This window comes from Pseudomonas sp. PA-6-3C (genome assembly GCF_021605825.1).
GTDB classification, from domain to species: domain Bacteria; phylum Pseudomonadota; class Gammaproteobacteria; order Pseudomonadales; family Pseudomonadaceae; genus Aquipseudomonas; species Aquipseudomonas edaphica.
The window spans coordinates 82,879-104,515 of record NZ_WKDV01000021.1; the positions used below are offsets into that span (position 1 = coordinate 82,879).

Consider the following 21,637-nt stretch of genomic DNA (forward strand, 5'->3'; position numbering starts at 1 on the left):
GATCTCCATTCAACGCCGGAAAGTCGGGTTTGTAACCTGTGAGAACTGACAGGTTGGCTCCCGTCTATTGATTAAACTGCGTGCGGCGCCTCATCCCATAGGTAGCGATCACGCAAGGGCACGCCCATTTCCTGGCGTAGCGCATTCTCGGTGAAGGGCGATGGATTGAGGGTGGTTGGCCGGGTGAGCGGGTTGTTGTCGTGATCGAACAGCTCCCCGTCCTCAATGGCGAGGCCGAGTGCTTGGTACTCGACGTTATTAACGAAAACCGGCTGACCGTAGCGCTCAATGGGGCTTCCATCGAGGCCAAAAGCCTGTTGGTTTCCGGGTTGGTAGGTGCCAGTGGCGCCATTGAAGGCATGGGCCAACTCGTGCTGGAGTGCAAGCATCGGTGTGGTCGACAGCTGTTGGCCGAAGTGGAAGGTTTGAAGCTCTATTTCGGCGTGAGTGGCGACTGCACCGGGCACCTCATTTTTGATGTAGCCCAATTCTGATTCGCTTTGAAACTGCGAAGATTGCCAAGCGGAAAGCGCGTCGCTGTAGGCGTTGCGGAAGTAGTAGTAACTGGCGTTCATGTCGGCAGACTCTCGCAGGGTGACGGGAGACCTTATGTCGTCCACGAAGTCGTCCATTTGCTCAAGCATCCGCTGGCCGACAGGCGAACCTCGAAGCTGGTCGAGAACGTCTTGCACGGCGTCGATGAACTCGGGTTTGCCTTCTATCTTCAGCCCTTTTCTCCCGACGTCCTTGACCTCCATAAACGTGACGTTTGAAGGCCCATTGTGATGAATCTTGTCGGACGCTTTGGCGTAAATGCGATCTTTTTTACTCGTGGAGTGAATCACGTCATGGCCTGCGCCTGCGTAAAACGTGGTCTTGCGGGCGCCCACCAGTTTATCGTCACCGCGGCCTCCATTTAAAACGTTGATGCCTGCGCCTGCATACAGCTGGTCATTGCCTTGGTCGCCGTTCAAATACACCAGTCGGTGATTGGCGCCCTTGCCTGCATGCAGCACGTCATTGCCTTTGCCACCGCTCAGCACGGCACTGCCCGTGCCTGCGCGCATCCGATCATCGCCGTCACCACCCAAGGCGATTCCGCCACCGCTACCCAGGTGAATGGAGTCGTTGCCGCTGCCGCCATTGACCCGTGCATAGCCGGCGCCGGTCTTGACCCGGTCATTGCCGTCGCCCGTGATGATCCGAACAGGTGCCTTAACGCCAGGGCCAATGACCACCGAGTCATTTCCGCCCTGGGTCTCAATATTTATCATGTGCAGGTCTGTGCTTTCGGGCATTGGGAAGGGGTAGGTTTTCCCATTGATGATGGCCGTCAATGTCCTGCTGTCATGGGCTGTGATCTTTATATTGTCTGCCTGATCGCCGGTGACGATGTGAGTCATGCTGGCTGAGTGATAGTTGCCGGCACTGTCTTGCCAGGTTTCCACTTCGCGTTTGATCAGTACATTGGCTTCGTTGAACAACGTATGTGTCTGTTGCCCAATGTCAGGCGTGGGTGCCGACGGGCTGGGCGTTTCAGGCTGGGGTGCCAATGTCGGAGCGTCGGATGCGCCGAGGGGAATGCGGGGAAGTACTGTGTTCACGCAGGCTCCTGTTTCCTTCTGGCTCGCGAGAGTGGGCCAGGCGGATCCTCTGTGGTTGTAGCCCTTGCAAAGGCTCCACGCGCAGTTGTGAGTTTTTCTTACGCTGCAAACCGGCCATTCTTTACTAACGGGCGCTGAGCCAGCGGTCCTGTTTGTTCAAACGCCAGGCAATTGCCCACAGTGTCAGGCTGCGCAGGGCCATGAACAGCAGGAAGGTGACCCACAGCCCATGATTGCCCAAGCCCTGCAAGGCCCATGCGAATGGCAGCACAATCACCACCGTCAACAGCATGCCGTTACGCATTTCCCGCGCGCGGGTTGCACCGATAAACAGGCCGTCCAGTAAATAGCTCCACACCGCAATCAACGGCAGTACGGCCAGGTAAGGCAGGTAGATATCGGCGGTTTCGCGCACGCTGGGGATATCGGTTTGCATGGCGATAAACAAGTGCCCGGCGAAGGTGAACAGCAGGGCGAACCCTAGGCTGGCGATCAATGACCAGCCACAAGCGACCACCAGCGAGCGGCGCAATGCCTGGCGATCATGGGCGCCGATGGCGTGGCCGCACAGCGCTTCGACTGCGTGGGCCAGACCGTCGAGGGCGTGGGCCGTCAACAGCAGACCATTGAGCAGCAGCGCATTGGCCGCCACGGTGGCATCGCCCAGGCGTGCGCCTTGCACCGTGATCATGAAAAACACCGACTGCAGCGCCAGGCTGCGGATAAAAATATCGCGGTTCACCGCCAACAGCGGCCGCCAGCTTTGCCACCGCTGCAAAGCGGCCCAGGCGATATGCCCGGGATACGCGCGCAGGGCTTTTTGCGTGAGGGCCAGGCCGAGCAGGGCGCCGGTCCATTCGGCGATAACGGAGGCGCGTGCTGAGCCGACCACACCCCAATCCAGACCGAGTACAAACCACAGGTTCAAGGCGATGTTGACCAGGTTGGTGGTCAGCAGGATAGCCAGTGGTGCGCGGGCATTTTGCGTGCCGAGGAACCAGCCGACCAAGGCATAGCTGGCCAGCGCGGCGGGCAGGCCGAACAAGCGGGTGTGGAAAAAATCGCGGGTCAGTTGGTTCAGCTCGGGCGAGGGCTGCATCCACTCCAGGGCCAGATGGCTCAGCGGAATGCCCACCGTGCCCAGCAGCATGGCCAGCCCCAGCGCCAGCAACAAACCTTGCAGCAGGATTTGCCTGAGCGCCGCGCCATCCCCGCGCCCGGCGGCTTGTGCGGCAAACCCGGTGGAGCCCATGCGCAGAAAGCCCATGGCCCAGGCCAGGAAGGTGTACAGGCTGGCGCCCACGGCCACAGCACCGAGTTGATGGGCATGGGGCAGGTGGCCGATGACCATGCTGTCCACCAGGGCCACCAGCGGCACCGAGATGTTCGACAAGATCATCGGCGCAGCCAATGCCCAGACGCGGCGATGGGGGCGGCGGTCGCGCCAATCGGTCAGCAGGGTGAGTGTTTTCAAGTATTAATGCACAACCCAGCTGAGCAACCACAAACCCAGCATCAACCAGATAATTCCCATAATGATCGAGGCGCGCATAAACGCACGCACCGCCGAGTACAGCAACATCAACCCGATGATGAGGGCGGCGATGCTGATGATCGAGGTGTCCATGCCCAATGTGCGCGACAGGCCTTCAATAAAGTTGCCGCCCGCGTGGGTCAAGGCGCCGAACAGCCCGCTGAGCCCGTCGACGATAAAGCGGATGACGGAACCCAGTGCCTGGCCCAACCATTCGAAAAAGCTTTCTACCTGCATGTGTGTGTCCTGATGAAGAGGTGGGCGTCGCTGAGCCTTTGGTCGTTATTACACCAAGCGAGTTCCCTTTTAGCATAGAGGTTTACGCGTTACAGGGATTCACTTGCCTTCGCTCGGCATCCGCCCGAAGCTATACACCTTCAGGAGCCCCCGCATGAACCTCGAACACCTCACCGAACGCTTGCACCGTATTCGCGATACCAACGACTGGAAGCGCTTCCACAGCCCTAAAAACCTGGCCATGGCCGCCAGTGTGGAAATGTCCGAGCTGGTGGAAATATTCCAGTGGCTGACCGAAGACCAGTCGCGCCAACTGCCGGCGGACAAACTCACCCACGCCGGGCAGGAAGTCGGCGATATCGTGCTGTACCTGCTGTTGCTGTGCAGTGAGCTGGGCCTGGACATGAACGAAGTGGTACGCGCCAAACTGGCCGACAGCGAACGGCGGTTTGCCCATGAGTGACCGTCACTTCGACCAGTTGGCCACGCGCTTTGCCGAGAAGATCTACGGTGGCGCCAAAGGCGCGATTCGCCTGGCAGTGTTGCAGGCCGACCTGACTGAAGCCTTGCCCGAGCGCCCTTTGCGCGTACTCGATATCGGCGCGGGCCTGGGGCATATGTCGCTGTGGCTGGCTGAGCGCGGCCATCAAGTGACCCTGGCCGAGCCCGCCGAGCCGATGCTTGAAGGCGCCCGTCAGCGGTTTGCCGACGCCGGGCAGACCGCGACTTTTATCCATGCGCCCTGGCAGCAATTGCTCGGCCAACTCACCGAGCCCTACGACCTGGTCCTGTGCCACGCCGTGCTCGAATGGCTGGCCGAACCTCACGCGATCCTGCCGGTGCTGCACCAGCTCACGGTGGCCGGCGGCTGGTTGTCGCTGGCGTTCTACAACCGTGATGCGCTGATTTACCGCAACCTGCTCAAAGGCCACTTCCGCAAAATGCGCAAGAACGACATGGCCGGCGAGAAGCAAAGCCTTACCCCGCAACAACCGCTCGACCCACGGGAACTGGCGGCGCAACTCGAAGGACTTTGGCAGGTCGAAAGCCAAAGCGGCGTGCGGGTGTTCCACGACTATATGCCGATGGAGTTCCAGGCTCGCGCCAATCTGCAGGACTTGTTGGAGATGGAACTCGCTCACCGTCGTCACCCAAGCTTTGCCGGACTTGGGCGTTATTTGCACTGGATCTGCCGTCCGGTTTAAGCGGCCCAGTCTGCGGAGGTCGAAATGCGTCGTCTCTGTTTGATCCTGTTATCCCTCGGCTTGGGTGCCTGTTCCACGCCCAACCCCTACGTGGCCGCCTCGGCCCCGATGCCGCCGGCTCCGGCCCAGGCAGCGAATACCTTTGATGCCAGCGCCTACCCGGCGCCGATGCGCGACTATGGCGCCTACCGCAGTTGGGGCTGGCTTAACGGCCAGTTGCCCGCGGGGACGGCCTGGGCGGATTCGGCGCAAATAGCCGAAGCGGTCAGCGGCGCTCTAGATCAGCGCGGCTTGCGCCCTTTGCATGACAGCCGCGCCCCCGACCTGCTGGTAACTGCTGACGTGCGTCTGGAAAAACGCCTGCGCCAGGTGCAGGACGACTATGGCTACGGCTACGGTGGCTATAACCGCTATGGCAATGGCTACGGCATGTACAACACGGTGCCGGTGGTACGCACCTATGAAGTGACAGTTGCGGTGGCCCGCGTGAGCCTGTTCGATGCCCGCACGCGCCAGCCGGTATGGAGCACCAGCGCCGAAACCACCAGCCAGGGTAGCCTGAGCGAACGCGCTGATGCGTTGCGCGAAGCGATGCAGAAGGCAATGAGCGCTTATCCACCCAGTTAGCAGCTATTCTCATCTCAGGCTTATTCCATTTTTTGGAGAACCCTCATGCTTCGTCGCCTTGCTGCACTCGCTGTAGTGGTCTTGTTGAGTGGCTGCCAGACCAGCCAGGTCAACCATGACTTTGATGCCAGCCGCGATTTTGGCGCGTACCGCAACTGGGCCTGGAAAGACCCGGCCCTGCAATACCGCCCGGATGATCCACGGATCAAGAGCGACCTCACCGAGCAACGCATTCGCCAGGCCGTGGGCGAGCAACTCGACCAGCGCGGCCTGCGCCCCGCCGCTGCAGGCACCAGGGCCGACCTGAATGTACAGGCCTACCTGATCGTCGAAGAGCGCCAGCAACAAGTCACCACCAACTACGGCGGCGCCTGGGGCGGCCCGTGGAATGGCTACTGGGGCGGGCCGATGTACAACGAAACGCGCAACATCACCTACAAAGTGGCGACCATCCAGATCGACCTGCTCGACGGCAAGGACGGCAAACTGGTATGGCGTGGCAGCGACGAGCAGATGATGGCCAGCACGCCGAACCCGCAGGATCGCAGTGATGCCATTCGCAGCACGGTGACCAGGATCCTCTCCAACTACCCTCCGCACTAAAGACCACCGCCAAACCCTGTGGGAGCGGGCTTGCCCGCGATAGCGGTCTGTCAGTCACCGATGCACTGACTGATCCACCGCCATCGTGGCACAGGTATCTACACAACGTTTGAAGGCAGCCAATTTCTCCTGTGGCGAGCAGGCTTGTCCTGCGTTGGGTCGCGAAGCAGCCCCAAACCCGGACGCTGAGTTCTTTCGGGAAAACTGCAGTGCCTATACTGGGGCCGCTTCGCGACCCAACGCAGGACAAGCCTGCTCGCCACAACAGTCCACTTGCCACTAACCGGTTGTATAGATATCGATGGCCATCGCGGGCAAGCCCCACATTTTTGATCTTCACCACCTCCAGCCCTTGTCTACACTCAATTGCATCCCAGGAGAGTAAGCGCTCGGCAACTCGCCGGCACAGGAGTGCTCGATGTCTCCCCGACTTGGTTCCAGGCAAGGTGGCGCAATCGGCCTGATGGCCGCCGGCGTGTTGGCGGTGGCGCTGGCCTTTACATTGTTGATGATCGACAGCGGCCGCCTGTACCTGGAGAAGCGCAAGCTGCAAGGCGTGGCAGATACGGCGGCGCTGGAAGCGGTGAGCCGCAGCGGCACGTGCCTGAGCGGGTTGAGCGCGGCAGCGTTTGCCGGGCAGAGTGTGGCGCGCAATCATTTTGTGGTGGGCAGCGGCAATACCCTGGTGACCCAATGCGGCACCGTGACCACCGGCGCGTCGGGCCGACGCATGTTCAGTGCCAACCCTGCAGTGTCATCGGCGATTCAAGTGGTGGTGAGCAAAACCGTGACCACCAGCGTGGCCGCCGGGGTTTGGGCGTTGTTCTCCGGCAATCCGGTGAGCATCAATACCGTATTGACCGCGACCGCCGTAGCGGCGGTGCCCACGCCACCTTCGGCCCAACTGACCATCAACAGCACCCTGGCCAGCGTCAACACCGCAAGTGCGAGCCTGTTGAACCCGCTGTTCAGTGGCTTGCTCGGCGGTAACGTCAACCTGACGGTCGCCGGGTGGAATGGTTTGCTCAATACCAATATCAACCTGCTCAGTTACCTCAACCAACTGGCGGTCAACCTCAACGTGGCCGCCGGTAACTACACCCAGCTGCTCAACACCAACGTCACCGCCGCGCAATTGATCCAGGCCGCGGTCACCGTACTGACCGCCAACGGCGCAACGGCGGACGTGATCACCGCCCTGGGCAGCTTGCAAGTCGCCGCGATCAACCAGGCACCGTTGACCGTCGGGCAGATTTTGCAATTGCAGACCGGCACCACCGCTGCGGCGCTGAATGCCAACTTGCAGGTGTTCCAACTGATCCAGGGCGTGGTGCAACTGTCCAACAGCAAAAGCGCGGCGGCGGCGACCTTGCCCGTGAGTGTGCTGGGGTTGGCCAACATCACCACTCAGGTCAAAGTGATCGAACCGCCACAGTTGTCAGCGATCGGCAACCCGGTGCTGGCGGCGGCCAACCCTACAGGGCCAAATAAAATTTACGTACGTACCGCCCAGGTGCGCACTGAAGTGACCGTGAGCTTGCCGGTATTAAGTGCGTTGTCGGGGCTGAACACGGCGGTAAACGACTTGTTGGGTCCACTGACGCCGGTGCTCGGCAGCCTGCTGAACCTGAACCTGGTGAGCACGATCAACTCGGCCTTGTGCTTGCTGGGCGCTGGTTGCCAGCAGGCGGATTTGCTGGTGCTACCCGGCAACCTGCCGATTAACATCGTACTGGATGCCGGGGCCGCGAGCAGTTACGTCACCGCCTACAGCTGCCCCACCGGCAACGCGGGCACCAAGAGCCTGACGGCGTACACCACCACCTCGCTGGCGTCGTTGAATGTGGGCAGTATTACCAATGCGTTTTCCACCACCTTGCCGATGACGGTAGCGCCGTTACCCCTGATCGATATTGGTACCAAGACCTGCCACAAGATACTCGGCATCGGCAGCTGTGACCCGCGCGTGCCGTTTGCCGGTGGTGGCATCGCGATCAAGGTGGTCAGTCCGATTGCGCAGAGCAATCAAACCCTGGTGTTCTCCAGTACCACGCCGTTTGCCACGCCGCCGAACGTGGGCCTTGCGCCGACCTATCAGGCTGCGGCACCCGCCACCAATGTGGTGAGCAGCCTTTCAACCACGCTCAATGGCGTGGGCATCACGGCTTACCAACCGTCCGGAGGAAGCCCGTTGGGCATTCTCGCGCCTACGGTCACAGCGCTGCTCAGTGCCGTCAGCGCGATTGTCACGCCGGTGGTGGATGGCTTGCTCGGCCCGCTGCTCAACCCGATCCTTAACAACCTGCTGAGTATGCTCGGCATCAGCCTGGTGAATGTGAACGTCGGCGCCAACCTCACCTGTGGCCAGACCGGCGAGGCTTACCTGGTGATTTAAACGTCGATGGCCCTGGGCAGTTCCACGCAGAACCGTGCGCCGTGTTCGCCGTTGCTGACGCTCAGGCGCCCGCCCATGTTCTCGACGATGCCGTAACTCACCGACAGGCCCAACCCGGTGCCCACGCCAATCGGCTTGGTGGTAAAAAACGGCTCGAAGATGCGTTCCAGCAAGCGCGGGTCGATGCCGCCGCCGTTGTCTTCGACCCAGATGCGCACGTGGCGGCTGTCGTGTTCGGTGTGCAGGGCAATCCACGGGCGCAGCTCGGGGTTCTTTTCGCGCTGGCTCAACAGCGCATCGCGGGCGTTGACCATCAGGTTGATCAGCACTTGCTCAAGCTGGTCGACGTAGCCTTTGACCTGCACCGGGATATCCGCCTGGGTCAGGCGCACTTCAACACCTTTGCCACGCAGGCCTTCACTGAGCAACGACAAGGTGCCCTCCAACGCCTGCGCCGGGTCAAAAGGTTGCTGCTCGACCTCCGAGCGGCGGCCGAACACACGCATATGGTCGACCACCCGCGCCGCACGCTGTACCTGGGCGTCGATGCGCTGGAGTTTTTCGGTCAGGTAGTCGATCTGCACGTCGCCATTGCTCAGGCGCTTGAGCACATTGACGATGGCCATGCGCATCACGTTCAGCGGCTGGTTGATCTCATGGGCCAGGCCCGTGGCCATTTCACCGAGGGTGGCCATTTTCGCGCTTTGCGTCAGTTGCTGCTGGGAGCGCCGCACTTCGGTGTTATCGCGGCCCACGGCCTGCACTTCCACAAGGGTGCCGTGCTCATCAAAGACGCCTCGGTCCGACCACACCCACCAGGCATGTTCGCGGCCGGGCAATTGCAGGCTGATTTCGGCTGTGCTCACCGGGAACTCCGGCGTCAACTGCTGTATGCGCTGCACAAACGCTTCGCGCTGTTCGGTCGACAGCCATTCACCCAGGTTGACCCCGCGCAACTGCGCAGGTAGGCACTCCAGGTAATTGGCCAGCGGCGTGTTGCCGAAGGTCAGGGTCAGGTCTGGGCGGTAGCGGCAGATCATTGCCGGGGAGTCTTCCACAAGGATGCGATAGCGCTCCTCACTGTCCTTGACCTGCTGGGCGGCCAAGGTTGCCTCGGTCACATCCAGCCACAGGCCGACCGCTTCGACCGGCACGCCCAAGTCGTCGCGCAGCAGCTTGGCTTCGTCGAGCAGCCAGTGGTAATCCCCGTGTGTGTCTTGCACGCGGTAACGGCTGCGCACGCTGCCTTCACGCAGCAATTGGCGGGTGCGCTGGAAGTACAGGTCGCGGTCGTCCGGGTGTACCCATTGCACCAGGTTGTCATGGGTGCATTCGGCCAGGGTGCGACCGAGCAAGGGCAGCAGACTGTGACTGAAAAACACCGGCTGCAGCGCGCCATTCACATAGCGCTGCACATAGATCACCGCCGGTGAGCTGGCAATCAGGTTATCCAGGCGGGCGCGGGCGGCATCGGCTTGCAACTGCTGGTTCTGGATGTCGCTGATGTCGAGCATAAAACCGACCCAGCGCCGCTGTTCACCGGCGCCCAGCACCTGGCCCTGCACGCGATACCAGGTCGGCGCGACGCTGTCGCCACGGTTGAGGCGCGCGCTGGCGAGCAAGGGTTTGCCGAGGGTTTGCAGGTCGCGTAGACGGCTGTGCAGTTCCTGGCGGTCGGCGGGGTGAATGTGGTTCAGCCACGCTTCGAGGGGTTGCCGGGTCGGGCCGTCTTCCGGGTCGAGGTTGCGCATCAATTGGGGGGCGAGCTGGATTTCGCCGCTGGCGGGCAATAACTCAAACCAGCCCGTGCCCAGCAGGCCTTGCAACGCTTCCTGGCGCTCGAGTTGTTGATGGTGACGGTGTTCGCGCAGGCGGCTGAGCAGTGGGGCGGCGAGGGCGGCGGTGAGATTCAGCCAGTCGCGGTCGTTGCTGTGCAGTTGGCCACTGTACGCGCCGCACAGCAGCCATGCGGCGATGCCTTGGCCATCGCGATAGGGCACAAGGAACCCATCGGCATTGCCGAAAATACTGTGCAAACGCGGGTGCTCGCCGCGCCCATAAGGCGCTTTCAGGCTCAGCGGCGTGGTGCCGTTGAGGCTGTCCAGGCAGGTCCCGAGGCGTTGCCCAGTGTGCCAGAACAACGGTGCATCATGGTTGGCGTACTGGCTGTAGACCCTCCAACCCTGGTCTTCCTGATCGAGCAGCGCCAGGGCCACGCAGGGGATACGCCAGCGCTGCGCCACGCTGCTTAACTGTTCGTTGAACACCTCGGGCAGGCGGCTGAGGCTGCACACGCGCAGTTGCTCACTGACGCGGCTGCTCAATTGGTGGTTCTGTTCGCGCTGCTCGGCCAATTGCCGGCCGCCGAGCAAATCACCAATGTCTACGGCATGCAGCAGCCAGCCATTGTCGTGGGGTTCAAGCGTGCCGCGGGTGTGCAGGGTTTGCCCGGCGATCCCGTGAAAATCCAGGTCGAGGCTGTGGCGCTGCCAGTCGGCGGGCACGCCTTCAACCGTTACGGCGCTATGGGCACTCAGCAGTTCTTGCAAGCGCGGCGAGTTAACCAGTGGCGGCAACTGTGGGCGCAACGTGCCGCTGAGGTCGAGCACGCGGCCTTGGCTATCCAGTTGCGCATGCAACCCGGCAGACGGCGGCGCGGGCGTGTCGATTTCCAGCGCGCCATTGCGACCGAGCAAGCGCCCGAAAAGTCTGTCCCCCGAAGTCAAAACTGCAGGCTCGACTGGGCCTGCAGAGTTGCCGGTAACTGCGGCACGGTGCCGATGCCCGGCAGGACAATAAAGGGCAGCACCGCCTGGAGGTTGGCCGACGGGTAGTTGATCTGCACCTTCAACAGCCCGCTGGTGAAGGTGGTGGTGACTTGGGTGGAAGCGTCGAATTTGTAGGCGTTGGGAATCCACCCCAAACGGTTGGCGACCGCCGTTTTGGCAGTGGCCTGTACGGCGGCGGGGTAGCCTTGCATATTCGGGTCCAGCCCTACGCTCTGGCGCACGGCTTCGGCGGTGGCCTGGTTGAACGACTGCAACAGCAGCAGCGGCAGGCTATAGCTGACCGTGCCGTAGAACACGGCAAAAAAAATCACGAACACGGCAATGAACTCGATGGCTGCCGCGCCTTTTTGCTTTTCCGGGAGGCTTGTTTTCATCACCGCGTCTACCCTGACGGCTACTACTTGATATCAGCATAGAATCAATCGGCAAAAAGGGATGTTTTTTACGTGATCCATAGTGCAGTGGTGCTGTTGTGGTTGGGGCTGTGTGCCGTGCAGGACGTTCGCCAGCGCTTGCTTGCCAATCGCCTGACGCTGGGCGCGGCGTTGTTGGCGTTGATCTACCTCGTGTGGACGGGCAACACCTGGCTCGGCGCCTCCGTCGGGCAGGGGCTGTGGGCGTTTTTCCTGGCGCTGCTGCTGACCTTGCCCGGTTACGCCCTGGGCCGCCTTGGAGCGGGGGATGTAAAGCTGCTCGCGGCCTTGGCGCTGGCCTCCAATGCCGACTATTTGCTGGGTTCATTTGTGGGGGCCGCGATCGCCAATTTGCTGTGGCTATTGGCAGCGCCAAAGCTTTGGCCGCTTATGAGTCAAGGGGTTAAAAAGCATCTGGGTTATCTGGCGCCGGACCCGTCAAGAAAACTGCCGTTTGCGCCGTTTTTACTGGTGGGGTTCGCCGCCACCTGGTTTTGGATCCATTAATCGTCTGAGGGTATTAACGCTATGTACATAGTCGGAAAGTACGTCTACGTTTAATACGTAGATGTACGGGAATATTCGTGGTGAAGGATTAGTCAAACTTTTGGCTTGCAATGCATGGAGTAGCGCGTGAACAAGCTTACCTCTGCAGTAAAAGTGCTCGTGGTCGACGATCAGCCGCTGATCGTGGAAGAGCTCTGTGAATTTCTTGAAAGCAGCGGTTTCCGCTGCGTCCCGTGTGAATCCAGCCAGCAGGCCTTGAAGCGTTTTACCGAAGACGCCGAGATTGGCCTGGTGCTGTGCGATCTGCATATGCCGGACATGGACGGCATCGAGTTGGTCCAGGCCCTGCAGAAGGTTGCGGGCAAGCAGCGCGCCTTTGAGGCGATCATGTTGACCGGCCGTGCGGACAAGCAGGATGTGATCAAGGCGCTGCGTGCGGGGATCGCGGATTACTACCAGAAGCCAATCAACCTCGATGAGCTGCTCGAAGGCTTGCAGCGCCAGGAAGCGGCGTTGGAGGAGCGCAAGAAAGAGCTGCAACTGGGGCACTTGAACCAGAAGCTGCAATTTCTTTCCGAGTCCATCAACGACCTGTACCAGGACCTCGACAAAGCACGCCGCAGCCCGCCAGGGCATGAGAATGACGAGGCGTCGGCCGAGGAGGCCGGGCCGGTGGAGATTCCGGCGATCTTCAACCAACTGTCGCCACGTCAGCTGGATGTTGCGCGGCTGGTGGGCAAGGGGCAGACCAATTATCAGATTGCCTGTGAGCTGGGCATTACCGAGAACACCGTGAAGCTGTATGTGTCCCAGGTGCTGCGCCTGACGCACATGCATAACCGCACGCAGTTGGCGCTGGCGTTGTCGCCTAACAACTCGGCGATGCGCCAGCGAGTCACCGCCCACTGAGTGGGAGCGGGCTTGCTGTGGCGAGGGAGCTTGCTCCCGTTGACTGCGCAGCAGTCTCCGGCTTTTTTGGGGGCGCTTCGCACCCCAGCGCAAGCAAGCTTGCTCGCCACAGAAAGCCCGCTTGTGTCTGAATGATCGTTCCCACGCTCTGCGTGGGAATGCCGCCCAGGACGCTCCGCGTCCTGCTATCAACTACCGCCCTGGGCTGTCCCGCCCGCCTTCTGATCGAAGTACTCCGGAATCGGGTGCTTGTAGCTTTCCAGCAAGCGTTGCGCCGCCAGGTCACGCTCGGCGGCTGAGGCTTTTTGCTGGGTGCTTGAGGCCGCTTTCCCGCTGGACTGCAAGGTCAGCCAGCTTTCGGTCACCGCCTGCTGCGGCGATGACGGGCCGGGCTCAATGGCCATGACACTGAGGGGCAGTGCCAGCACGGCGAGGCTGGTGAGATATAGCATTTTCATGATCAATTCCTCGGGGTGCTTGCGGCATCACTCATGGTAGCCACCTGGTCTTTGACCTTGGCGACGGGAACGCTGGCGCCTTTGAGTTTCTCGGCGCGGGCCTGGGCGTCGGTAACTTGTTCAGGGCTCAGGTTCATTTGGCTGGCCACCTGCGCGGCCTGCTTCCAGTTGTCCTGATAGATCATCAGGGTCACCAGATTGATCGCCGCCAGCGGGTCGCTCTGCTTGAGCTCCATGGCAGTCATGAACTCGAAGCGTGCGTCTTCCAGGCGCAGTTGGTTGAGGTACACCACGCCCAGGTCATTGCGGATTTTTTCATCCGTCGGCGCCAACCGGGCCGCGCGTTGCAAGTGCGCCATGGCTTGGCCGTTGTCGCCCTTGGCCGAGGCCAACTGGCCCAGGCCGTGTTCGCCTTCAGCCGCCATGCAGGTGCCGATCAGGCTTTGATAAAGCCCCTGCGCCTCGCTGCGCCCGAGCAGGCGATACGCCTTGGCCTGGCGCAGGCGCACCTGGGGCAGGTTGGCCGGCAGGCTCTGCAGGTTCGCCAGGCTGGCGTGCAGCTTGCCGTCGCCGGCCATTTCATCGGCCAGGTTCAGCGCCAGTTCCTGGTCCGACCCTGGTTTGGGGCAACTGCCGCCCGCTGTCAGGGCCGCCCACGGCGTTTGGCCGTTGGTGGCACAACCCCCGAGCAGCAACAGGCTCAAACCGGCTATCAAGGCTTTCATCGGGTGGTCCTCATAAGTTACTCAAGGCCCGGGAGATGCCGATGAACGCCGGCCCCCCGAGCACGATCAGCAGGGCGGGAAACAGGAACACCATCATCACCACCGACATCTTTGCCGACATCTTCGACACGAATTCCTGAATGCGCGTAAGGCGGCGGTCGTCGAGCAATTGCTTGAGCGCCAGCAGAGATTTCATTGCACCGCCGCCTTGCTGCACCAGTTGCTGGAGGATGGTGCAGGTGTCGGTGAATTCATCTACGGCCAGCATCCGCGCGGTCTTGCCCAGCTCTTCGCTCAGCTCCAGGCCGGAGTCGACACGCGTCAGGATCAGGCGCAGTTCATAAGTCAGGTCCGGCAGCAGGCGCTGCGCTTCAATGCTCAGCACGCGCAGCGCTTGTTCAACCGCCATGCCGGACTCGAACAGGATGCGCAGCAGCGGAATGAAGGTCGAGACCTCACGGGAAATGCGCTGCTGACGCGCCTTGGCGGCCCAGGCCAGGATGCGTTTGGGCAACAGGTAACCGATGCCCATACCGATTGCGGGCGCCAGCCACGGCGAGGCCGTGTGGGGAAACAGCAGCTCCTGGCCCACCAGCACCACGCCCAGCGCCACTAGCGGCGTGCCGACCTGCAGGGCGGCGAACATGGAACGTTGGCTGGCCTGGCGCCAACCGACGCGGCTGAGCAGCAGTTGGGTTTCGTTGTCCAGACTGACCGAGCGTTGCGCGATAGGGCTGTTGCCCAATTGGCGCATCAACGTATTGAGCGTGCGTTCACGGCCCATCTGGCCCTGCAAGCGCTGGGCGACAAGGCGCTGGCCGCGCCGGTGTTTGAGCAGGTTGGCCAGCACCAGCGCCAGGGCGGCCAGGAGCATTACGGCGCTGATCAGCAGTGGGATAGCCATCTCATACACTCCGCAGCATGCGCCACAAGGTGAAGCAGCCCAGCAGTTGCATGCCGAGTGCCACGAACAACAGCGTACGCCCGGTGCCGTCGTTCCACATGGTCATCAGGTATGCCGGGTTCACCACCAGGAAGTAGCCGATCATCGAGATGGGCAGGGCGCCGAGCACGTAGGCGGTCACGCGGGTTTCGCCGGTCAGGGCGCGCAACTGGCGGGCGGCCTGCTCGCGCTCGCGGATCATCTTGATCAGGTTTTCCAACAGTTCGCTGGCATTGCCGCCATAGCGATGGTTGATCTTCAAGCCCAGCGCAAACAGGCGAAACTCATCACGCTCGTAGAACTCGGCAAAGTCGTGGGTCGACTCCGGCAGGCTTACGCCCAACTGCACATTGCGCTGGATACGGCCCATGGCCTGTTGCAGCGGGTCCTCGGTGATCTCGATACCGCCCAGCACCGAGTCGGCCAGGGTGCGCCCGGCCTTGAGGCTGCGCACGGTGTGGTCGAGCAATTGCGGCAGCTGTTCGATCATGCGCTTGATGCGCCGCTGGTAGCGCCAGGCGATGTACAGGCGCAGCAGCACCGGCGGCAGCACCAGCATCACCAGCAGGCCGAGCCAGCCGGCCACCAGCAGCCCCAACGCCACGCCCAGGGCCCAGATCGCCAGCCACAGGCCCAGGCTGTCCGTGGGTTTGCCCAGGCCTGCGCGCAGAAACATCCGCTCCACGCCACTCCACTGGTTGGCTTCTTCGGTGAGCTGCGGCTGGCCCTCGGCGAGCCGGCTCAGTACCCGCTCGGTCTGGGCACGGCGCAGGCCGTTCTGAAAGGAGCGGATCGACAGGCCGATCAGGATCAAACAGATGAGTAGCAGGATGGCCCCGGTCATGGTCATGTCCCTTTCAAGGCTAAGCCGGTTCGCGGCGCAGTTTATCGCCGGCAGGGTTGACCGCCTCGCGCAAGAAGCCGAAGCCAGTGCGCCGGTCATGGCGGAACAGGGTATTGGTCACGTACACGTCTTCGCGGATACCCACCACCTCCACCACTTCGCTGACGCAACGACGCCCGTCCGGCAAACGGGTCAACTGGATCACCACATCGAGCGCCGCGCAGATCATTTGTCGCAGGGTTTTCTCCGCTACCACACGGCCGGTCAAGCCCACCAGGGTTTCCAGGCGCAGCAATGCATCGGCAGCGTTGTTGGCGTGCACGGTACTCATGGAACCGTCGTGGCCGGTGTTCATGGCGGTGAGTACATCAAGCACTTCCACGCCACGGATCTCACCAAGGATGATGCGGTCGGGGCGCATCCGCAGGGCGTTGCGAATCAGGTCGCTGGCCTTGACCTCGCCGTGGCCCTCGGCATTCGGCGGGCGGGTTTCCAGGCGCACCACGTGGGGGTGGCCCAATTGCAGCTCGGCCACGTCTTCGATGGTGACCAGGCGTTCATGGGGGTTGATCAGTTGGCTGAGAATATTGAGCAGCGTAGTTTTACCGGTGCCGGTACCGCCGCTGATCAGGATATTGCAGCGCTTGCCCACGGCTTCCTGGAAGAAGTCAAAGATGTTCTGGTCGATGGTCTGCATCGCCACCAGGTCGCTGCTTTTGAGCATGTCCTTGCGAAACTTACGAATCGACAGGCACGGCCCGTCCAGGGCAATCGGCGGGATGATCGCATTGACCCGGCTGCCATCCGGCAGGCGTGCGTCGACCATCGGCGACGATTCATCCAGGCGCCGACCCAGCGGTGCGAGGATGCGTTGCATCACGCGTTCAACGTGGTGCGAATCGATAAAGCGCAGGTCGCTTTGATGCAGCAAACCGTCACGTTCGATAAACACCCGGTGCGGGCCGTTGACCAGGATTTCGGTCACTGACGGGTCGCGCAGCAGCACTTCCAGCGGGCCGAAACCGGTCAGTTCATCGACGATCTCTTCGGCCAGGCGCTCCATCTCATAACGGGAAATCGCCAGGTGCATGCGGTTGATGTATTCGGCCACTTTGTCGATGACAAACTGCGCCAACAGCGGGCGTGAACCCTCCAGCAAGTTTTTGCCTGACTCCTCGATGGCATCGATGATGTAGCGATGCAGCACCAGCTTGAGCCCGTCGTGGTCAGTGTTGCCACCGAGGCCGCGAGCGGGGGCGCCGAAGAGTTTTTCACCGTTCATTTGCCAGCCCTCAGCAGGCGTTCAAACCAGGTGTGCGAGGGTTGCTTCATGCCTTCGGAGCGCTTTGCCAGGCGCTCGCCCAAAGCTTTGAGGTTGTGGGTCAGGGTTTCGCGTGGGGCCAGGGCGAACAGGGTTTGCCCTTGGTTCTTGGCATTCAGGCGCACCTCCGGGCTCAGCGGCAGCACCGCGATCACCTCCAGCCCATAGCTTTTGCCCAGGGCTTCGGCGTCGGGCGCGCAACCTTTGATGTAACGGTCGACCAGCAGCTTGGCGTGTTCCAGCTTCATGCCTTTTTCGCGCCACTGGTTCAGCACGCCGAGGTTGCGACGGCAGTCCAGCACACTCTGGTCGGTACACCACAACAGCTTGTCGCAATGGCTGACAAAGGTGCGCAGCGCTTCGCTGTCGGGCTGGCCGGCGAGGTTCACCACGATGTGCTGGAAGTGTTGGCGCAAGGCACTGAGCAGCATGTACAGCTCGGCCGCGCTGGTCTGTGCCAGGGGCTCGTCGTTGGGGGCGTAGGCGAGGATGCGCAGGCCGTCTTCGGCGCAGGTAAACGCGCTGTTGATCAAGGTGCTGTCCAGGCGCCTGAGGTGGCGCAAGGCATCGCCGAAATTGAACGAGCTTTCCAGCCCCAGCAACGCCAGGCTGTCACCGCGCGGCAGGCCCAGGTCGAGCAACAGGGTTTGCTGGCCGCTCTTTTGAACCACCAGCGCCAAGTGGCTGGTCAGCAATGCGCCGTCGGCATTGCTCTGGGTGCCGTAGAGCACGGTCAGGCCACCCAGTTGGGTGTTGGTGGTCACCGGCGGCAGGCGTTTGCTCAGGCGACGTACCAGCCCGGCGACTTCGCTGGAGCGTGAGCCATAGGCGACAAAATCGCGGGCGCCGGCGCGCATGGCATTGAGTACAAGCTGGTTGTCCATGCCATCGCCGAGGGCGACGATGGCGAGCATCGGCTTGGCCTCCAACGCGCCTTCGATCAGCGCGCTTTGGGCCACCACGTGTTCGCGGTCGAGGCCGATAAACACCAGGTTGGCGAAGGTCACGTCCACCAGCGCGAGCAGCTCGTCGAGGGTGCCGCTGCCGGCGCTGACCACTTGGCCAAGCGGTGCCAGCGCGCCCTGCAGCCATTCCAGGTCGGTGCTGTTGCGGGTGATTGCCAGAAACGTCTGGCTCAGGCTATCGCTCATTGAGACAACCCATTGAGTCGGTCGAAATTGCCATTTTCCAGGAAGTACAGGCGGTACCAGTTCGGGTCGTAGTTGCGCAGCTTCTCGCCGGGCAAGGACGGCAGTTGGGCGTTGGCGGCCAGCGGCTGCACCAGGTGCGGGGTGACGATCATCAGCAGCTCTTTGTCCTGGCGGTTGACCGAGGAATCACGAAAGAACGCACCGAGAATCGGGATATCGCCCAGGCCTGGAAACTTGCTGATATTGGTGGTGTTGGTGCTGCTGATCAGGCCGCTGATCACAAAACTTTCGCCGTCGGCCAGTGACACGCTGGTGTCGGTGCGGCGGATGGTCAGGGCCGGCACCTGGATGTTTTGAATGACCACGGCATTGGTGTAGTCCAGCTCGCTGACTTCGGGGGCCACCTTGAGGGAGATGCGATTGTGGTCGATCACCGTTGGCGTGAGTGTCAGGCGAATGCCGAACTCTTTGTACTCGATCGAGATGTTGTTGCTGGCGCTGCTGGGCACCGGGATCGGTACTTCGCCGCCGGCCAGGAAAGTCGCACTTTGCCCACTCATGGCTACCAGGCTTGGACGCGCCAGGGTGTAGGCAAAACCACTGCTTTCCAGGGCATTGATCAGGGCAGAAACCCGCCCGCCGCCAAAGCCGATATTAAAGTTGGTGGTGCTCACCGGCAGCTTGAACGTGTCGACGGTAGGCGAGAGCAATTTGGGGCTGCCGAGGAAAAAGTTGCTGCCGATGCCGAGGATCTTGGTGCTGGCTTCCTTGAGTTTGGAGCGGCTGACTTCGACGAAGCGGATATCGGTCTGTACCTGGCTGGGCAGCGTCGGGTCTTCTGACGGCGACAGCGACAGGCTGGTCAATGCCGAGGTAGCCTTGCCTTTGACGAACACCATGCTCTGGCGCGGCGTGTTCGAACAGGCGGTCCAGACCATCAGGCTGGTGGTGCCGGAGGCCACGCCGGTGAGCAGGAAACCGCGATCGCCATTGAGGTGTACGTCGGCAATTTTCGGGTCGCCAATGGCCAGGCGTGTGATGGCGACAGGGGATTGCAGCTCCTGTTGCAGGCCCTCGCCCACCGACAGTGCTGCGGGTAATTGGCCCAGGCTGCCGCAGTTGCCCGGGGCGGCTGCAACGAGCCCCACAGACAAGTTCGACAGCATCAGGGCACAGGCGATTTTCAGCGTGAACACCGGTGCGAAACGTCGGTTCATGCACAGCATCCTTGTTCAGTCGGGTGTTTGTTGGGTTGCTTGATTACCGCGTATCACCTCAACACCGGTGCGGCGCGCGGGGCCACCCTGGGCGACTTTTTTGGGCGCCTGGACGAAGGCCAGCTGGGTGAATTGGTAGAGGTCGCGGTTAGCGCTTTGCAGCTTGCCCGGTGCATCGCTCTCACCGGCCCAGTAGTGGCTCAGCAAGCGTTCATCGGCGCTGCGCACCGCCAGGCGCAAGGTGCCGGCCTGGGTCGCCAGCATCAGTTGGCTCAGCAGTTGTTCGGGCACCGCCAGCACCACGGTGCGCGACGGCGCATGGCGTTGGGCTTTTTCTTCGGCGGTCATTGCTGGTGGTGAAGCGGGAACGCCGTCGTTGGTCAGGCCCATTTGATCGCCGACACTGAGCAGGCGCATGGCAGGGATCACCACTTGAGCGGATTGTTCGACGTTGGCGACGTCCTGGCGCAGGTACAGCAACACGTCCACATAGTCGCCTGGGCTCAGTTGGCCGGCAGCGCCAATCACTTCATCGACGGCAACCGCGAGGGCGCGTTCGTTGGGGTGGATCATGCGGGCCAGTGGGCCACCGGGGCTGAAGCTCTCATCGTTGAGCCAGGTGCCGGCCTGCAAGGCGCGCCATGGTGTGCGGCCGATGGCCTGGTCAACACTGGTCATACTGCCCGCTGGCGCTGTGCGCAGTTTTTCGATGCTCAGGTCTGCGGCGGTCAGGGCAATAAAGGGCGGTACATCGTGGGCCAGTACCACCACCGATTGGCGGGTCTGGTCCTCGACCACGGCGACGGCGACGGCTTTTTCTACCGGTGCGGTAGGCGGTGGTGGCGGCGCCGGGGCAGGTTCGCGGCTGAGCACCAACCCCCAATAACCGGCAAACAGCGCACCGACCAAGAGCACACCGGCAAGTACCATGCTGAGACGCGTGTTCATGACGGCTCTCCTTTTCCTGTTGCACCAAAACCCGTCGATCCCAACAGGCTAATTCCGCAACTCGGCTGCTATGAACAGTGACTAACTATTTCGCTATTTGAAGGTAGTTCAGCTAGGACAAAATGCCATTACTGACAGAAATATTTCTTCGTGGCGCGCCTCGATAGCCTTGAAAACAAGGGATTCAGGCGCCAGCAAAACGACCACTACTTTGTGATTAATCAGTTCTTACAGTTGTGAGGGTGGGGTTTGTTGACAATGCTCAGGTGGCACATGGCAATTACTGTGCAGCACCGAGCTAGGGCGTCTGGTCGCCCATAGGAGTAGTACGATGATCCTCGAACTGTTGATTAAACTCCATGTTCAACTTCAGCTACTTTTTCATCGCAAAGAGGGCGCGACCGCGATTGAGTACCTCATTCTCGTGGCGATTGTAGCATTGGTGATACTGGCAGCCGGGACGACGCTGGGGCCTCAGATTACGGCCTTCTTTGCCAGAATTCAGGCGGCGATCACCGCGTTGTGAGTTTGGGACGGCCTGCTGTTGATTTCAGATGGTTTTGAGTGGTGACATCAGGTAGTGCCCATGAATGCTGCAGCTGTACCTTTCCGTCAACAAATCCTGTTGGTGGACGACGAAGAAGATGCCCTCGTAGAACTGGCGGAGTCGCTGGAGAACGAGGGCTTCGTTTGTTTTACCGCCAGCTCTGTGACTTACGCATTGCAGGAACTGACGCTGAATCCTGACATTGCCCTGGTTATCACTGACCTGCGTATGCCAGAGGAGAGTGGGATATCGTTGATCAAGCGCTTGCGTGAGCACACGGATCGTCAGCATTTGCCGGTGATTGTGATGTCTGGGCATGCGGAGATGGATGATGTGAGTGACATGCTGCGGTTGCAGGTGTTGGATTTGTTTCGCAAGCCCATTTATCTGGTGCGCTTGATTGATACGCTTAACAGTCTTTTTCCTTTGCGCAAGTCTCGGTTGTAGCGGGGGTTGTTGAGTACATATCCGTTGTTGCGGTAACGGCGGCCTATGGTTCCGCTCTTACAGCGGGTCACTTTTGGCAAACGCCCTGTACGGACCGGACACATGGTTGACGGGTGTGCGGGGACATGGTGGACACTTCTCGGCGAAGCCAGCTTCGCCGGGAGGCCATCATGCCCTGGAACACGAGAGACGCCATGAGCCTAAAACAAGAGT

Annotated in this window: 22 protein-coding genes; 9 read left to right on the forward strand and 13 right to left on the reverse strand. The window is 61.3% G+C overall.

All coding sequences use genetic code 11. The annotated features are described in order from the left end of the window. Positions 1-71 precede the first annotated feature (71 nt). The 3 genes from GIW48_RS15885 to GIW48_RS15895 all read right to left on the reverse strand — a co-directional run bounded on the left by GIW48_RS15885 (position 72) and on the right by GIW48_RS15895 (position 3,375). Complete coding sequence (locus GIW48_RS15885) at positions 72-1,604, reverse strand: M91 family zinc metallopeptidase (RefSeq protein WP_186618030.1); 1,533 nt, start codon at positions 1,602-1,604, stop codon at positions 72-74. Between the two features lie 124 nt (positions 1,605-1,728). Continuing rightward, positions 1,729-3,078, reverse strand: coding sequence for an MATE family efflux transporter (locus tag GIW48_RS15890; RefSeq protein WP_236460624.1), 1,350 nt, complete (start codon positions 3,076-3,078; stop codon positions 1,729-1,731). 3 nt (positions 3,079-3,081) lie between these two features. Further along, a complete protein-coding gene (locus tag GIW48_RS15895; RefSeq protein WP_017136733.1) occupies positions 3,082-3,375 on the reverse strand; it encodes a hypothetical protein in 294 nt (97 codons plus the stop codon). Between the two features lie 154 nt (positions 3,376-3,529). Between GIW48_RS15895 and GIW48_RS15900 the strand changes: the two genes are divergently transcribed. The 5 genes from GIW48_RS15900 (at position 3,530) to GIW48_RS15920 (ending at position 8,205) form a co-directional block, all read left to right on the forward strand. Beyond that, a complete protein-coding gene (locus GIW48_RS15900; protein ID WP_017136732.1) occupies positions 3,530-3,838 on the forward strand; it encodes a MazG-like family protein in 309 nt (102 codons plus the stop codon). Beyond that, a complete protein-coding gene (locus GIW48_RS15905; RefSeq protein WP_236460625.1) occupies positions 3,831-4,580 on the forward strand; it encodes a methyltransferase in 750 nt (249 codons plus the stop codon). The genes GIW48_RS15900 and GIW48_RS15905 overlap by 8 nt, the downstream gene beginning before the upstream one ends. 24 nt (positions 4,581-4,604) lie before the next feature. Beyond that, positions 4,605-5,207, forward strand: coding sequence for a DUF4136 domain-containing protein (locus GIW48_RS15910; protein ID WP_017136730.1), 603 nt, complete (start codon positions 4,605-4,607; stop codon positions 5,205-5,207). A 45-nt stretch (positions 5,208-5,252) separates the two neighbouring features. Further along, positions 5,253-5,810, forward strand: coding sequence for a DUF4136 domain-containing protein (locus tag GIW48_RS15915; RefSeq protein ID WP_099548144.1), 558 nt, complete (start codon positions 5,253-5,255; stop codon positions 5,808-5,810). A 418-nt stretch (positions 5,811-6,228) separates the two neighbouring features. After that, positions 6,229-8,205, forward strand: a complete 1,977-nt coding sequence (locus GIW48_RS15920; RefSeq protein WP_099548145.1) for a pilus assembly protein TadG-related protein — start codon at positions 6,229-6,231, stop codon at positions 8,203-8,205. Here GIW48_RS15920 and GIW48_RS15925 read toward each other — a convergent pair. Both GIW48_RS15925 and GIW48_RS15930 read right to left on the reverse strand, forming a co-directional pair. Then, positions 8,202-10,931, reverse strand: a complete 2,730-nt coding sequence (locus tag GIW48_RS15925; RefSeq protein WP_236460626.1) for a PAS domain-containing sensor histidine kinase — start codon at positions 10,929-10,931, stop codon at positions 8,202-8,204. The genes GIW48_RS15920 and GIW48_RS15925 overlap by 4 nt on opposite strands. After that, positions 10,928-11,368, reverse strand: coding sequence for a TadE family protein (locus tag GIW48_RS15930; RefSeq protein ID WP_236460627.1), 441 nt, complete (start codon positions 11,366-11,368; stop codon positions 10,928-10,930). Before GIW48_RS15930 ends, GIW48_RS15925 begins: the two co-directional genes overlap by 4 nt. 72 nt (positions 11,369-11,440) lie before the next feature. Between GIW48_RS15930 and GIW48_RS15935 the strand changes: the two genes are divergently transcribed. Beyond that, complete coding sequence (locus tag GIW48_RS15935; protein ID WP_138449923.1) at positions 11,441-11,914, forward strand: prepilin peptidase; 474 nt, start codon at positions 11,441-11,443, stop codon at positions 11,912-11,914. Between the two features lie 126 nt (positions 11,915-12,040). Then, on the forward strand, positions 12,041-12,823 hold the full coding sequence (locus tag GIW48_RS15940; protein WP_017136725.1) for a response regulator transcription factor: 783 nt from the start codon (positions 12,041-12,043) through the stop codon (positions 12,821-12,823). Between the two features lie 188 nt (positions 12,824-13,011). Here the strand turns inward: GIW48_RS15940 and GIW48_RS15945 are convergent, their stop codons facing one another. Genes GIW48_RS15945 through cpaB form a run of 8 tightly spaced genes read right to left on the reverse strand, consistent with a single transcriptional unit; the run spans position 13,012 to position 20,430 of the window. Continuing rightward, the gene (locus tag GIW48_RS15945; RefSeq protein WP_017136724.1) at positions 13,012-13,281 is read right to left on the reverse strand and encodes a DUF3613 domain-containing protein; all 270 of its coding nucleotides are present in this window, start codon (positions 13,279-13,281) and stop codon (positions 13,012-13,014) included. 2 nt (positions 13,282-13,283) lie between these two features. Continuing rightward, complete coding sequence (locus GIW48_RS15950; protein ID WP_236460628.1) at positions 13,284-14,006, reverse strand: tetratricopeptide repeat protein; 723 nt, start codon at positions 14,004-14,006, stop codon at positions 13,284-13,286. A 10-nt stretch (positions 14,007-14,016) separates the two neighbouring features. Continuing rightward, positions 14,017-14,910 (reverse strand): type II secretion system F family protein, encoded by an 894-nt coding sequence (locus GIW48_RS15955; protein ID WP_099548149.1) that lies wholly within the window; start codon positions 14,908-14,910, stop codon positions 14,017-14,019. Position 14,911: 1 nt separating this feature from the next. Then, a complete protein-coding gene (locus GIW48_RS15960) occupies positions 14,912-15,793 on the reverse strand; it encodes a type II secretion system F family protein (protein ID WP_026013678.1) in 882 nt (293 codons plus the stop codon). A gap of 19 nt (positions 15,794-15,812) precedes the next feature. Continuing rightward, positions 15,813-17,075: a CpaF family protein gene (locus GIW48_RS15965; RefSeq protein ID WP_017136720.1), complete on the reverse strand. Its 1,263-nt coding sequence runs from the start codon at positions 17,073-17,075 to the stop codon at positions 15,813-15,815. Beyond that, positions 17,072-18,265, reverse strand: a complete 1,194-nt coding sequence (locus tag GIW48_RS15970) for a pilus assembly protein (RefSeq protein WP_099548150.1) — start codon at positions 18,263-18,265, stop codon at positions 17,072-17,074. Before GIW48_RS15970 ends, GIW48_RS15965 begins: the two co-directional genes overlap by 4 nt. Then, positions 18,262-19,482, reverse strand: coding sequence for a type II and III secretion system protein family protein (locus GIW48_RS15975; RefSeq protein WP_099548151.1), 1,221 nt, complete (start codon positions 19,480-19,482; stop codon positions 18,262-18,264). The genes GIW48_RS15970 and GIW48_RS15975 overlap by 4 nt, the downstream gene beginning before the upstream one ends. A 15-nt stretch (positions 19,483-19,497) precedes the next feature. Further along, complete coding sequence (gene cpaB, locus GIW48_RS15980) at positions 19,498-20,430, reverse strand: Flp pilus assembly protein CpaB (protein WP_236460629.1); 933 nt, start codon at positions 20,428-20,430, stop codon at positions 19,498-19,500. A gap of 331 nt (positions 20,431-20,761) precedes the next feature. Between cpaB and GIW48_RS15985 the strand changes: the two genes are divergently transcribed. Then, a complete protein-coding gene (locus tag GIW48_RS15985; protein ID WP_017136716.1) occupies positions 20,762-20,956 on the forward strand; it encodes a Flp family type IVb pilin in 195 nt (64 codons plus the stop codon). Positions 20,957-21,016: 60 nt separating this feature from the next. Further along, positions 21,017-21,424, forward strand: coding sequence for a response regulator (locus tag GIW48_RS15990; protein WP_017136715.1), 408 nt, complete (start codon positions 21,017-21,019; stop codon positions 21,422-21,424). Positions 21,425-21,637: the final 213 nt, after the last annotated feature.